Origin of the sequence: Pseudomonas guariconensis, from assembly GCF_040822035.1 — a bacterium.
Taxonomy (GTDB): Bacteria; Pseudomonadota; Gammaproteobacteria; order Pseudomonadales; family Pseudomonadaceae; genus Aquipseudomonas; species Aquipseudomonas guariconensis.
In genome coordinates this window covers 3,100,467-3,114,269 of record NZ_CP162012.1, presented here as the reverse complement: position 1 = coordinate 3,114,269, position 13,803 = coordinate 3,100,467, and the positions used below count along the sequence as shown (strand labels likewise).

The following is a 13,803-nucleotide window of genomic DNA, read 5'->3' as shown; positions in this document are numbered from 1 at the left end:
ATCGGTAATTTTGCAGGCATAGGATCGATCCGCAGCGCATTCAAGGAGACGCATCCATGCAAATCACCCGCAGCATCAGTACCGTCGAAGTCCACACCGGTGGCGAGCCGTTCCGTATCGTGACATCCGGGCTGCCGCGCATGCCGGGCAAAACCATCGTCGAGCGCCGTGCCTGGTTGCGGGAAAACGCCGATGACATCCGCCAGGCCCTGATGTTCGAGCCTCGCGGTCACGCCGACATGTATGGCGGCTACCTTACCGAACCGGTTTCGCCCACGGCGGACTTCGGCATCATCTTTCTGCACAACGAGGGTTACAGCGACCACTGTGGTCACGGCACTATCGCACTGGCGACGGCAGCGGTCGAACTGGGCTGGGTCGAGCGTACCGAGCCGGAAACGCGTGTGGGTATCGATGCCCCTTGTGGCTTCATCGAAGCGTTCGTGAAGTGGGATGGCAAGCACGCCAACGGCGTACGCTTCATCAACGTGCCGTCGTTCATCTACAAGCGCGATGTGACCGTCACGACCCCAAGCTTCGGTGAGGTCACAGGGGACATCGCCTACGGTGGCGCCTTCTATTTCTACACCAGCGGCGCGCCGCATGGCTTGGAGATCCGCGAGTCCGCGGTGGAGACACTGAAACAGTTCGGCGCGCAAGTGAAGCAGGCGGCCAACGCTGCATTCGCTGTGGTGCATCCGGACATCCCGGAAATCAACCATATCTACGGCACCATCATCGATGGCGCGCCGCGTTTCGCTGAGTCCACCCAGGCCAACTGTTGCATCTTCGCCGATCGCGAAGTGGACCGCTCGCCGACCGGTTCAGGCACCAGTGGCCGTGTCGCGCAACTCTATCTGCGCGGGCTGCTGGGCAAGGACGAGGTGTTGGTCAACGAGTCGGTGATCGGTTCGGTCTTCACCGCCAAGGTCATCCAGGAAACCACCGTGGGCGACATTCCAGCGGTGATTCCTGAAGTATCGGGCAACGCTTACATCTGTGGGTTTTGCAACTGGATCATCGATGATCGCGATCCGCAGAAGCACGGCTTCCTCGTGCGTTAATGAAAAGGGCAAGAGGTCGCTTTTCTGGGGCACCGCTCTTGCCTCCACACGGGTGTTGCTTTAGAGGTCTGAAGTCTGTCGAATTATGACTTGGACGGTCTTGGTGGGGGAGGCATAGGATGACGGCCACTGGAGTTCACAACTGACTCCCCTCATCAGGAAAGACATCAATGAGCCTCAAATCGCTTATCGCCAACCCACTGGGCTTCGGCACCGCACCGCTTGGCAACATGTTCCGCGACGTACCCCAAGACGAGGTGCAAGCCACCGTCGATGCCGCCTGGAACAACGGCGTGCGTTACTTCGATACCGCGCCGTTCTACGGCGCTGGTCTCTCCGAGTCGCGTCTGGGCGATGCCCTGGTCGGTCGTCCACGTGACGAGTACGTGCTCAGCAGCAAGGTCGGCCGGATCATCCTCGACGAACTGGAAGACCCCACCAGCCGCGAGCTGGGCGAGAAGAGCGGCCTGTTCGAACACGGCAACCGCAACCGCATCGTCAACGACTACAGTGCCGATGCCACCCTGCGTTCGATCGAAGACAGCCTGCGCCGCCTGAAGACCGACCGCCTGGACATCGTCTGGATTCACGACATCGCCCAGGACTTCTACGGTGACGAGTGGCTGGAGCGTTTCGAGACGGCCCGCAAAGGCGCCTTCCGCGTCCTCACCCGCCTGCGTGAAGAGGGCGTGATCAAGGCCTGGGGCCTGGGTGTGAACCGCGTCGAACCGATCGAACTGACCCTGGATCTTGACGAGCCGCAACCCGATGGCTTCCTGCTCGCCGGCCGTTACTCGCTGCTCGATCATGACCGCGCTCTGCAACGTGTCATGCCGCAGGCGGTCGAGCAGGGCGTCGGCATCGTCGTCGGCGGCCCCTACAGCTCTGGCGTGACCGCCGGTGGCGAGCACTTCGAGTACCAGAAAGCCACCCCAGCGGTACTGGCCAAGCTCGAGCGTATCCGTGCTGTGGCGCGTGCCCATGGCGTCGAGGTCAAGGCCGCCGCCTTGCAGTTCGCCCTGGCTCACCCGGCTGTGGTCGCGGCCATTCCTGGCTCTACCCGCGTGGCGCACGCCAACGAAGACCATGCCGCGCTGAGCGCAGTGATCCCGGCGGCGTTCTGGAACGACCTGCGCCAACAAGGCCTGATCAACGCCCTGGCACCGGTTCCGGCCGCCTGAGCATGACGGGGCAGGGCTGCGTCGCAGCCCTGTCAACATCCGCGCCGCGCGTGGCCGATGGGGCACGCGCGGCGTTTTCATGCGTTGAGCGTGCCGCGCGTTGTAACTCGTCGTCCTCTCGGTGTGGAGCGTTGTAATGCCAGGATGGCCCGTGCAGGCGCTTCTTTCACAGGGGAAAGCGTGCTTGCGCGCGTGGTAAGGTCCAACGCATCAATCAACGAGGAGCCAACATGGATCTAGGTATCAAGGGCCGCTGGGCCATCGTCTGCGCCGCCAGTCAAGGGTTGGGCAAGGGCTGCGCCGAGGCCCTGGGCGGCGAGGGCGTCAACCTGGTGATCAACGCCCGCACTGCCACCACCCTGGAGCAGGCGGCTGCCGAACTGCGTAGCCGCTTCCCGGGCATCGAAGTCCGCACGGTCGCTGGCGATGTGGCCGAGCCTGCGGTGCGCGAAGCCCTGCTCAGCGCCTGCCCGCAGGTCGATATCCTGGTCAACAACGCCGGTGGCCCACCACCAGGCGATTTCCGGAACTGGGATCGGGAAGACTGGCTCAAGGCCTTGGACGCCAACATGCTCACGCCCATCGAGCTGATCAAGGCCGTGGTCGATGGCATGGCCGAGCGCGGTTTTGGACGGGTGGTGAACATCACCTCGGGCGCGGTGAAAGCGCCGATCGATATCCTGGGGCTGTCCAATGGTGCGCGCAGCGGCCTGACCGGTTTCATCGCAGGGCTCGCCCGCCAGCAACGTCTGGCCGGGCGCAACGTGACCCTGAACAACCTGCTGCCAGGCGCCTTCGACACCGCTCGCCTGCAAAAGACCTTGCAGGCGGCCAGCCAGGTCAGCGGCGACCTGCAGGCAACCACCCAGGCACGTCGCCAGGCAATCCCGGCGGCGCGGTTCGGCGATGCCAAGGAGTTCGGGGCGTACTGCGCCTTCCTGTGCAGCGTCCATGGTGGCTATATCACCGGGCAGAACCTGCTGATCGACGGCGGTGCTTACCCGGGCACTTTCTGACCTAGCACGCCTGGGCGAGGCGGCTGGATCACCCCAGCCGCGTCACCCACTTGCCCGATGCATGGCCTTCCTTGAGTTGGCGCAATGCCCTCGGTAGCGCATCAAAGGCAAAGTCCAGGCGCTGTGGCATTACCAGTCGGCCCTCGGCGACCATTTGCAGCAAACGCTCCCCTTCGACCTTCAACGCCTGGCGATCGAGCAGTCGACCGTGGGCGTGGATGCTGTTGAGCGCGACTTCATGCAACGAGATCGCTGTGCTGAAGGCAGGCAGCGGCGCGGTTTCCTGGCGGTCCTGGATGCATACCAGATGGCCGTTGTAGCCAAGCAGGCAGGCCAGGCTCGCCGCATGCGCGCCGCTGACGGTATCGAACAGTGCATGCAGCGGGCGTTCGCCCAGGGCGGTTTGCAGGTGTGCCTGCCAGTCCTCGGCGCGGTAGTCGAATACACCTATCACGCCCAGTTGCCTGAGGCGGTCATGGTGTTTCTCGCCAGCGGTGGCCCATACGCGCAGACCGCGCTGCACGGCGAGCTGAACAAGGTAGAAGCCCACCGCACCACCCGCGCCCACCACCAGTACATCACGTGAGGCGCCGTCGGCGACTTTGGCCAAGGCCTGCCAGGCAGTGAGCGCCGGGCAGGGGATGGCGGCTGCAGCGGCATCGTCGAGGTTGGCGGGGATGTGCATCACCAGCGTTGCGTCGAGCAGGCAGTACTGGGCAAAGCTGCCATCACGGGACAGCGACTGGTGATAGGCGACACGGGTGCCCAAGGGCAGGTCGACACCTTCGCCGACGGCGGCAACGAGGCCGGCGCCGTCGACGCCGGGCACGGTGCCCTGGCGCCAATCGGCATGGCCCCATTCGCAGATCTTCCAGTCCACCGGGTTCAGGGAGATGGTACGGTTGGCCACCAGTACTTGACCGGGGCCGGGTTTGGGGAGGGGTTTTTCGATGAGCTCAAGGCCGTCCAGGCCGGCGCCCGGGGTCCAGCCCCAGGCTCGATGCGTGGTGGACATGGGGAGTCCTCTTGGGGGAAGAAGGGGGAGGGTAGCGAGGTGTTGCGAGGGGAAACAGCAGTGTTGGCGCAAAGGCCTGTTGACCTGCGGTCAACAATGACGAGGGGCCGCTGCGTGGCGGCCCCTTGTGTTCATCTCAGCCCAGGGTCTTGGCCAGGGCTTGCAGGCCACCTTCGTAGATGCCGGTGAACAGGGCGATGGCTTCCTCGTCGCTCACGCCAACCGGGGTGAACTCGCCGAGCCATTCCACCAGGCTGCCCTGGCCGTCGGCCTTGACCCGCAGGGTCGACAGGTAGTCGGTTACCGGGAACGGGCTGGTGAGGATCGAGTAGCTGTAGCTGCGCTGGTGTTCATCGAAGGCCATCAGACGCTCGATGATGGCATTGCCCTCCGGATCTTTCAGCGAGCGTACGCGGCCGCCTTCGCTGGAGAGGCTTTCAGGGATGAATGGCAGCCAGTCGGGCAGGCTGTCGAAGCCGCCGATCAGGGCCCAGACGTGATCAGGGCTGTGTTGGGTTTTCAAGGATGCGTAGGCGTTGGCCATGATGGGATTCTCCAGTTGAATTCAGATAGCGAGGCTGTCGACCACACCGCCGTCGACCCGCAGGGCCGCACCGGTGGTGGCGGAGGAGTAGGGGGATGCGAGGTACACCACCAGGTGGGCGACTTCGTCCACTTCGGCGGCGCGTTGAATGATCGAGCTCGGGCGAGCGGTGCGCACGAAGTTGTCCGCCTCTTCGCGAATGCTGCGGCCGGACACCTTGGCTGCTTCAGCCACCAAGGTGGCAACGCCGTCGGTGAGCGTCGGGCCAGGCAATACCGCGTTGACGGTGACGCCCGTGCCGGCCAGGCGCTTGGCCAGGCCGTGGGAGACGGCGAGGTTGGCGGCCTTGGTCACGCCGTAGTTGATCATGTCGGCCGGGATGGCAATGCCGGATTCGGAGGAAATGAACAGGATCCGCCCCCAGCCTTTGTCGACCATGCCCGGTGCGTAGTGGCGAGCCAGGCGCACGCCGGACAGCACGTTGGTGTCGTAGAAGCGGCTCCACTCGCTGTCGGGGACATCGAAGAAGTCGACGTCATCGTAGATGCCCAGGTTGTTGACCAGGATGTCGGCGCTCGGGTGGGCGTCGAACAGCGTCTGGGCGCCTTCGGCGGTGCCCAGGTCGGCCACCACGCCGTGGACCTTGCCGCGGCCACCTTGGGCGTGCAGCTCGGCCAGGGCGGCGTCGACCGACTTCTGGCTACGGCCGGCGATGACTACGTCGGCGTGGGCGCGGGCCAGGCCGCGGGCGATGGCCAGACCAATACCGCCGGTCGAGCCGCTGATGATGGCGGTACGTCCGCCAAGGTCGATGTTCATGGAATGGCTCCTGTGGATGAGTTGCATCGATGGGAGCCATGCTAGGGCGGTCTGGTCAGACTGTAAAAGACGTAATTCGACTGAGTTAAGACCTATGCGGTCTCTTTTGCCAGCGCCAGCACCCGCTCGCGGAACACGCCCACGATTGGCCGCAGGTCTACCTGGTGCCAGGCTGCCCACAACTGCACGCAGGGGCTGAACCACGGCAGCTTGCGCAGCACGACGGTGGAGCCTGCGCTGGCGGACAGGCTGCTCTGGACCATCGCCAGGCCCAGCCCGGCGGACACCAGCCCGAGCACGCTCAGCGGGTCGTTGGCCTCCAGCGACAGGCGCGGGGTGAAGCCTGCGTCGGCGCAGCGGGCGATGAAATCGTCGCGTTTGTTGATCTGGTCAGGCTGGCCGCCGGTGATGATCCATTCCTGCTCATGCAGGTCGGCGGGCGTGAGTTCGGCCTTGATGGCCAAGGGGTGCCCGGCGGGGATGGCCAGCAGCAGAGGGTCGTCCAGCACGGGGTGGCCACGCAGGTCGGGGTCGGTGCTGGGCGGGGGCTCGCAGACCAGGGCGATGTCCAGGCTGCGCTGGCGCAGGCCTTCGAACTGCTCGCGCGGGGTCATGTTGTACAGGGCGATATGGATGTTCGGACGTTCGCTGCGGATGGCCCGCACCGCGCCGGGCAGCACGCCGGCATGGATGGCGTGGTTGACGTAGCCGATGCACAAGCCGCCTTCCTCGCCCCGGCCCAGTCGCTTGCCCAGCGACTCCAGGCGTTCGGCGTGCTTGAGCAGGCCGCGGGCTTCGGACAGGAAGGTGCGGCCGTCGGCGGTCAGGTACAGGCGCTGATTGCGCCGCTCGAACAGGGCAAGGCCCAGGTTGTCTTCGAGCTGGGCGATCTGCCGGCTAAGGGGGGATTGTGAAATGTGTAGCTGCTCGGCCGCGCGTCCAACGTTCTCGCATTCGGCGACAGCGACGAAGTAGCGCAACTGACGTAGATCTTGCATGAGACCTCCAAGGGAACTGCCCAAAGTTTTACGCGGACAGCTCTGCCTTGGCTAGCCTCCTCAGGTGGGGGAACTATACGGTCCCGCCCACGGCCCTGGCGGCGACCTTGCCGCGTCCGCCCAGCCAGACCAGCAGCAGGCCGCCTGCCGCCAGCATGCCGCCGGCGACCGGTACCGCGGCGTAGCCCAGGTCCAGGCTGATGACCGCGCCACCCAGCGCTGCCCCCACCGCATTGCCGAGGTTGAAGGCGCCCACGTTGATCGACGAGGCCAGGCCCGGAGCCTCGCTGGCGGCGATCATCACGCGCATTTGCAGCGGCGGTACCACGGCGAAGGTGAATATGCCCCAGACCAGCAAGGCCAGCGCCGCGCCGACGTGGGAACCCAGCACGAACGGCATCAGCACCATGATCAGCGCCAGTACGCCGAGGAAGAGACGTGCCGAGCCGTCCAGCGACCAGTCGGCCAGGCGACCGCCGAGGCTGTTGCCCAGGGTGAAGCCCACACCGATCAGCACCAGGCCCAGGGTGACGAAGCGGTCCGAAGCGCCAGTGAGGTCCGCCAGCACCGGGGCGACGTAGGTGTACAGGGTGAACATCGCGCCAGCACCGAGCACCGTGGTGGCCATGGCCAGCAGCACGTTCGGCCGGGCGATCACTGCGAGCTCCCGACGCACATCGGGCACGCTGCCGCGCTCGCCCTTGGGCAGGGCCCACCACAGGGCGGTCATGGCCAGGATGCCAAGCAGCGCAGTGCCGGCGAAGGCTAGACGCCAGCCGACCTGCTGGCCGATCCAGGTGGCGGCGGGGACGCCGCCGATATTGGCGATGGTCAGACCCATGAACATGGTGGCGATGGCGCTGGCCTGCTTGTCGCGAGGCACGACGCTGGCGGCCACCACCGCACCCAGGCCGAAGAAGGCGCCGTGGTTGAGGCTGGTGACCAGGCGCGAGGCGAGCAGCGTGCCGTAGCCCGGCGCCAGGGCCGACAGCAGGTTGCCCACGGTGAAGATGGCCATCAGCGCGATCAGTGCGCCGCGCTTGCCAAAGCGGCTGAACAGCAAGGTCATGATCGGTGCGCCGACCATCACGCCGACGGCGTAGGCGGTCACCAGCATGCCGGCGCTGGGGATGCTGACATCGATGCCTTCGGCGATCACCGGCAGCAGGCCCATGGGGGTGAATTCGGTGGTACCGATACCAAAGGCCCCGATGGCCAGGGCGAACAGGACGTGTCCGGGTTTCATTGCAAAGGCTCCTGGGGGCGAAGTGTGTGAAGGTGAGGCGCAGTATGGCAACGGCCGGCAGGCCGATTAAGTCACGACTGCGCCAAGGACTTTTGATTTGAAATCAACGATCGCCTGGGCGGCGATCAGTGGATGGCCACCGGATTGATGTTGACCTGGGTCGAGCCCTTGTACAGCGGCTGGCCCAGCACGAAGAGGAACTCGAAGGCCTTGTCGCGCACCAAGGCGCGGGTGTCGATCAGCTCCAGGTTGTAGATACCGCGCTTGGCCAGCATGAACTGGTTGACCGGAAACTCTTCGCCTGTGGGGTTGGGGTAGACCTCCGAGGCCCAGGTGTCACCGCCAAAGGCGACGATGCCCTGGTCGGCGAGCCACTGGGCTGCTGGCAGGTCGATGCCGGGCTCGGTAGCGAGGAACTGCTGGTTGTCCTTGCCGATCAGCTCCAGCCAGCCGGTGTTGAACAGCACCACATCGCCCTTGCGCAGGGTGATGCCTTGTTTCTTCAGCACAGCCTTGATGTCGTTCACGGTGAACGATGTGCCACCCGGCACGATGGCCTTGCCGTAGTAGGCGGTCATGTCCAGCACCACGCCGCGGGTCACCATGGGCGGTACTTTCTCCACGCCGAGCTTGGTGACGCCCTCGACGGTGACGAAGTCCGCTGCCTTGTTGCCGTTGTAGTAGACGTTGTCGATACCGATATGGCCGATGCCGTTGAGCTGGGTGCCGACGCCGGTCCAGCCGTTGACCAGTTCATCGTTGAAGCTGAACTTGTTCTTGCCCAGCGTCTGGCCGGCCTGTTCGCCGGGCTGGATGTTGTAGAGGTGGAAGCTGCGATGGCGGAAGGCGGGCAGGTCCTTGCTCACAGGCACGGCCAAGGGGTAGGTCTTGCCGGTCTTGACCAGACCCACGGCCTGTTTGACCACCTCGGGGGTCAGCAGGTTGGCGGCGCCGATTTCGTCCTGCTTGCCATAAGGCGAATCCTGCCAGTCGGCTGCCAGGGTGGCCTGGGCGGTGGTGGCCAGGGCGGCGGCCAGAAGCAGGGGCTTGAAGTAGTTCATCCGGATTCTCCTGATCGGGAAGTGATGTCAGGGACGGATTCTGGGCGGGTGCAGGGGGGAGAAAAAGCAGCGGGCGGGACAATGACTTTTGCGTACGGGTCAAGGAGCGAAGCCTCAGTCGCAGGTGAGCCCGCTCCCGCAGCGATCAAGCGCAACCGATCCAAATGCCTTTAACATGGTTGCGGATCGGCCCCTTCGTTGAAAGAGACCTGTATGGAGTTACGTCAGCTTCGCTATTTCCTGAGTGTCCTGGAGTACGGCAGCCTGGGCAGGGCTGCAATCGAGCTCGGGGTCGGCGCCTCCGCCTTGAGCCAGCAACTGTCGAAGCTGGAGAGCGAGGTGAGTACCCGGCTTTTGACACGTTCGAGCACGGGCGTCTCGCCGACGGCGGCGGGCCTGGCCTTCGAGTACCACGCACGCCTGGCGCTTCGCCAGGCCGAGCATGCCGTTCTTGCCGCGCAAAGCGGGCGCATGAGTGGCTATGCCAGCGTGGGGCTGGCGCCGACCACCGCCTCGATTCTCGGTCTGGCCTTGATCGACAGGATGCGCGAACGCTATCCCGATATCCGTCTGCATCTGGTGGAAATGCTCTCTGGCTACCTGATGAACCAACTCAATGCCAGACACCTCGACTTGGCAGTACTGTTCCAAGCGGAGTCGGGGCCACGCCTGGATGTCCGGCCGCTTCTGAACGAGCGGCTGTTCGTTCTGGTTCCCGCCCCGTTGGTCAAGGCCGATTGGGGCGAGTCCCTCACGCTGGAACAGATCGCGACGCTTGCATTGGTGATGCCCAGCACACAGCATGGCCTGCGCACGACACTGCGTTCGATCTTCGAGGGGGCCGGGCTGGAGGCCAACATCGTCATGGAAATCGATGGCCTGTCGCTGTTGATGGATTGTGTCTGTGCAGGTCACGCCGCCACCATCCAGCCCGGCGCGACGGTGGCCCGGGCGCACCAGGCGGGCTTGCGAGTGTTCGCCATCGATGAGGCTCAGGCGCAGCGGCGCAACGTGATCGTCAGCCTCACCGATGACGAACTTTCGCCAGCGGCGTTGGCGACCCGGATCGTTCTGCAGGAGCTCGCACGGGAGCTGGTGGAGCAGGGGCGATGGCCGGGCGCCCGGTTACTTTGAGCCTGGGCACGCCATTGCCGCCCAGGACCGTTTAGCAAAACTGAATGCCTCCCCTCGGCGATCGCGTTTCGCCGTCCATGCCCGCTCATTAGAGTCCCCGGTCACGAGGAGCACCCGAACAGTCGGCTCCTCGTGATCTGGAGGCGAAATGATCGATGTGCTTGTCATCGGAGGGGGCAATGCCGCCCTCTGTGCCGCGCTGATGGCGCGGGAGGCCGGAGCCAGCGTGATGCTGCTCGAAGCGGCCCCACGTGCCTGGCGGGGCGGCAATTCCCAACATACCCGCAACCTGCGCTGCATGCATGATGAGCCGCAGGACGTGCTGGTCGAGTCATACCCGGAAGAAGAGTTCTGGCAGGACCTGCTCAAGGTCACCGGTGGCCAGACCGACGAAACGCTCGCGCGTTTGGTGATTCGCGCGTCCTCCAATTGCCGCGACTGGATGCGCCGCCATGGTGTGCACTTCCAGCCGTCGTTATCCGGTGCGCTGCATACCGCTCGAACCAACGCGTTCTTCATGGGCGGTGGCAAGGCGCTGGTCAATGCGTACTTTCGCAGTGCCGAGCATCTGGGCGTACAGATTCGCTACGACACCCCCGTCGCCGACATCGAACTGCACAACGGACGCTTCGTTGCCGCGCACGTGCCGGCGCGTGAAGTCCAAGGCCGACACTTGCCCGCCGAACGCATCGAGGCGCGCAGTTGTGTGCTCGCCGCCGGAGGTTTCGAGTCCAACCGCCAGTGGTTGCGCGAGGCCTGGGGACAGAACGAACGAGGGGAGTGGCCTTCGGACAATTTCCTGATTCGCGGTACGCGTTTCAACGATGGGGTGCTGTTGCGCCGCATGATCGAACACGGCGCCGACACGATCGGCGACCCGACACAGGCGCACATGGTGGCGATCGATGCCCGTGCGCCGCTGTACGACGGCGGCATCTGTACGCGCATCGATTGTGTGTCGCTGGGCGTGGTGGTCAATCGCGACGGCCAGCGTTTCTATGATGAAGGTGAAGACTTCTGGCCCAAGCGTTATGCCATCTGGGGACGGCTGGTGGCCCAACAGCCCGGGCAAGTGGGCTTCTCGATCATCGACCAGAAAGCCCTTGGCCGCTTCATGCCCCCGGTCTTCCCGGGGGCTACCGCCGATAGCCTGGAAGCCCTGGCCGGCCTGCTCGGCTTGCCCGTGCAGCCCTTCATCGACACCGTGCGGGCCTACAACCGAGCCTGCCAGGCGGGCACCTTCGACCACACCCGGTTGGACGACTGCCACACCCTGGGCCTGGAGCCTGTGAAGAGCCACTGGGCACGACCGATCGATACCCCTCCTTACTACGGCTACCCGCTGCGTCCTGGCGTCACTTTCACCTACTTGGGGCTGCGCACCGACGAAACCGCCGCGGTCCATTTCGCTGGACAGCCCAGCCCGAACCTGTTCGTCGCCGGCGAAATGATGGCGGGCAATGTGCTCGGCAAGGGCTACACCGCGGGTGTCGGCATGTCCATCGGCACTGCCTTCGGCCGCATCGCCGGGACCAGCGCCGCGGCGGCTGCCGGCCATGTATATCCAGAACAAGAGAATCGCCATGACCGCACAACTGCCTGAACCCCGCCAACCTGATGCCGAGCAGCCAGCCCTCGCCCTGATCCCGGTGTTGAACCTTGAGGAGCAGGAAGTGGACCGGCAGATGCGGATCTGCAATGCCTGCCGATACTGCGAGGGCTTCTGCGCCGTGTTCCCGGCCATGACCCGCAGGCTGGAGTTCGGCAAGGCCGATATCCATTACCTGGCCAACCTGTGCCACAACTGCGGCGCTTGCCTGCACGCCTGTCAGTATGCCCAGCCCCACGAATTCGCCGTCAACGTGCCCCAAGTCATGGCCAAGGTGCGCGGGCAGACCTACGCCGAATACGCCTGGCCGAGCCTCTTCGGGCGGCTGTATCGGCACAACGGCACCTATGTCGCCAGTGCCTTGGCAGTGGCCTTGTCGCTGTTTTTGCTGCTGGCATTGTGGGCCAACGGCACGCTGTTGCCCGGGCGGTTGGCGGGGAATTTCTATGCGGTCTTCCCGCACAACACCTTGGCGTTGATGTTCGGCAGTGTCTTTGCCGCCGCAGGTGTGGCGCTGGCGGTGGCGGTGCGTCGTTTCTGGCGCTCGGTCTCGCCTGCCCAGGCCCAGGCGCAACCGGCCAAGGGAGCGGCGCTCGAGGCCTCGAGCGCGGCGCTGACCCTGAAGTATCTGGACGGTGGGCATGGCCAGGGCTGCAACAACGCCGATGATCGCTACACCCTCTGGCGCCGGCGCTTCCATCACTTCACCTTCTACGGCTTCCTGTTGTGCTTCGCTGCCACAGCGGTCGCCACCGGCTACCACTACCTGTTGGGCTACCCGGCGCCGTATCCGCTGCTGAGCGCACCGGTGTTGCTGGGGACCTTGGGTGGGCTTGGCTTGGTCGTCGGGCCAGCCGGGTTACTGGCGCTGAACCTGCGCCGGGCGCCGGAGCAGGGCGATGTGGCCCAGCGGCCCATGGACCGGGCGTTCATCCTGCTGCTCTTGCTGGTCAGCGTCACGGGCCTTGCCCTGCTGGGCCTGCGCGACACCGCCGCGATGGCGATCCTGCTGGCGATCCATTTGGGCACGGTCATGGCGCTGTTCATCACGCTGCCTTACGGCAAGTTCGCCCATGGCCTGTTCCGAAGCGCGGCACTGCTCAAGTTCGCGATCGAAAAGCGCCGCCCCAATGACCTGGGTCTGGGAGGGGAGTGAGCCATGGATGCAGCCGGTTTCTCATCTGCACCGTTTTGCGCGTCTCGCTCACCGGTTGGGCCATTTGTCCAACAGGATCGACACGAACTTCTCCGCCGCCGGCGACAGCGATGCCCCGCGTCGGTAGACCAGCCCCAGGGTGCGGGTCACCTGGGGTTCGATCAGCGGCACGCTGACCAGCGTCGGATGATCGGCGCTGGGCATGGCGAGGCTGGGCATGGCCGAAACACCCAGCCCGGCCTCGACCATGCCCAGCGAGGTGGACAGGTGCTGGACCTCATAGAACCACTTGGGCCGCAGGTTGAGCCCGGACAGGGCATGGTCCAGCAGCATCCGGTTGCCGCTCAGCCGGCCCACGCCGATCAGTCGGTAGTCGGCCAGTTCCGTCCAGGTCACCGCGTCGCGGTTCGCCAGCTTGTGGTCCCGACGGCAGGCCAGGACAAAATGCTCCTGCACCAGGGAGACGAATTCGATGTCCGGGTGCTGGCCGCTCATCATGTTGATGCCGAAGTCGGCCTCGCCGCGCAGCACGGCCTCGAGCCCGTCGTTGGCGCTGAGGTCGAGCAGGCGGATGCGGATCTTGGGGTACTGCTCGTTGTAGTCGCGGATCACCGACGGCAGGAAATAAAACGCCGCAGTCGGGATGCAGGCGAGGGTGACCTGGCCGGTCTGTCGTTCGGCGAGTTCGCGAATGCTCAGGATCGAATCCTCGAAGTCATCCAGCAGGCGCCTGGCTTTGGGCAGAAAGTCCCGCCCGACACTGGTCAAGCTGACGCGGCGGGTCGTGCGCTCCAGCAGGGAGGTGCCCAATCCTTCCTCGAGCTTTTTTATCCGCCGACTCAGGGCGGGTTGGGACAGGTGCAGCGCTTCCGCTGCTTCATGGAAACTGCCCAGTTCGGCGATTTTCACGAAAGATCGTATGTCTTGCAGCTCGTATTCCATCTCGGATCGCTCTTTGGC

Annotated in this window: 13 protein-coding genes; 6 read left to right on the top strand and 7 right to left on the bottom strand. The window is 64.8% G+C overall.

Annotation, left to right across the window (positions count from 1 at the left end):
• Positions 1–56 precede the first annotated feature (56 nt).
• The 3 genes from lhpH (at position 57) to AB1N67_RS14085 (ending at position 3,261) form a co-directional block, all read left to right on the top strand.
• Positions 57–1,064: a trans-3-hydroxy-L-proline dehydratase gene (gene lhpH / locus AB1N67_RS14095; RefSeq protein WP_182815410.1), complete on the top strand. Its 1,008-nt coding sequence runs from the start codon at positions 57–59 to the stop codon at positions 1,062–1,064.
• Between the two features lie 170 nt (positions 1,065–1,234).
• Positions 1,235–2,245, top strand: coding sequence for an aldo/keto reductase (locus AB1N67_RS14090; protein WP_090344693.1), 1,011 nt, complete (start codon positions 1,235–1,237; stop codon positions 2,243–2,245).
• A 230-nt stretch (positions 2,246–2,475) separates the two neighbouring features.
• Positions 2,476–3,261 carry an SDR family oxidoreductase gene (locus AB1N67_RS14085; protein ID WP_043208929.1) on the top strand — a complete coding sequence of 262 codons (786 nt, stop codon included), beginning with the start codon at positions 2,476–2,478 and terminating at the stop codon, positions 3,259–3,261.
• Between the two features lie 28 nt (positions 3,262–3,289).
• Here the strand turns inward: AB1N67_RS14085 and AB1N67_RS14080 are convergent, their stop codons facing one another.
• The 6 genes from AB1N67_RS14080 to AB1N67_RS14055 all read right to left on the bottom strand — a co-directional run bounded on the left by AB1N67_RS14080 (position 3,290) and on the right by AB1N67_RS14055 (position 8,944).
• Positions 3,290–4,276 (bottom strand): zinc-binding dehydrogenase, encoded by a 987-nt coding sequence (locus AB1N67_RS14080; RefSeq protein WP_367863086.1) that lies wholly within the window; start codon positions 4,274–4,276, stop codon positions 3,290–3,292.
• 136 nt (positions 4,277–4,412) lie between these two features.
• A complete protein-coding gene (locus AB1N67_RS14075) occupies positions 4,413–4,820 on the bottom strand; it encodes an SRPBCC family protein (protein ID WP_043208925.1) in 408 nt (135 codons plus the stop codon).
• 21 nt (positions 4,821–4,841) lie between these two features.
• Positions 4,842–5,639, bottom strand: coding sequence for an SDR family NAD(P)-dependent oxidoreductase (locus AB1N67_RS14070; RefSeq protein ID WP_090344698.1), 798 nt, complete (start codon positions 5,637–5,639; stop codon positions 4,842–4,844).
• A gap of 92 nt (positions 5,640–5,731) precedes the next feature.
• Positions 5,732–6,637 (bottom strand): LysR family transcriptional regulator, encoded by a 906-nt coding sequence (locus AB1N67_RS14065; protein ID WP_197852994.1) that lies wholly within the window; start codon positions 6,635–6,637, stop codon positions 5,732–5,734.
• 73 nt (positions 6,638–6,710) lie between these two features.
• Complete coding sequence (locus tag AB1N67_RS14060) at positions 6,711–7,883, bottom strand: MFS transporter (RefSeq protein WP_197852995.1); 1,173 nt, start codon at positions 7,881–7,883, stop codon at positions 6,711–6,713.
• A 125-nt stretch (positions 7,884–8,008) separates the two neighbouring features.
• Positions 8,009–8,944 carry a cyclase family protein gene (locus AB1N67_RS14055; RefSeq protein ID WP_090344703.1) on the bottom strand — a complete coding sequence of 312 codons (936 nt, stop codon included), beginning with the start codon at positions 8,942–8,944 and terminating at the stop codon, positions 8,009–8,011.
• Positions 8,945–9,157: 213 nt separating this feature from the next.
• On the opposite strand from AB1N67_RS14055, the gene AB1N67_RS14050 reads away from it, so the two are divergent.
• The 3 genes from AB1N67_RS14050 to tcuB all read left to right on the top strand — a co-directional run bounded on the left by AB1N67_RS14050 (position 9,158) and on the right by tcuB (position 12,843).
• Complete coding sequence (locus AB1N67_RS14050; protein WP_043215834.1) at positions 9,158–10,078, top strand: LysR family transcriptional regulator; 921 nt, start codon at positions 9,158–9,160, stop codon at positions 10,076–10,078.
• 148 nt (positions 10,079–10,226) lie between these two features.
• Complete coding sequence (tcuA, locus tag AB1N67_RS14045) at positions 10,227–11,681, top strand: FAD-dependent tricarballylate dehydrogenase TcuA (protein ID WP_367863085.1); 1,455 nt, start codon at positions 10,227–10,229, stop codon at positions 11,679–11,681.
• Positions 11,662–12,843 carry a tricarballylate utilization 4Fe-4S protein TcuB gene (gene tcuB / locus AB1N67_RS14040; RefSeq protein ID WP_367863084.1) on the top strand — a complete coding sequence of 394 codons (1,182 nt, stop codon included), beginning with the start codon at positions 11,662–11,664 and terminating at the stop codon, positions 12,841–12,843. Before tcuA ends, tcuB begins: the two co-directional genes overlap by 20 nt.
• 48 nt (positions 12,844–12,891) lie before the next feature.
• Here the strand turns inward: tcuB and AB1N67_RS14035 are convergent, their stop codons facing one another.
• The gene (locus AB1N67_RS14035; RefSeq protein WP_043215830.1) at positions 12,892–13,785 is read right to left on the bottom strand and encodes a LysR family transcriptional regulator; all 894 of its coding nucleotides are present in this window, start codon (positions 13,783–13,785) and stop codon (positions 12,892–12,894) included.
• Positions 13,786–13,803: the final 18 nt, after the last annotated feature.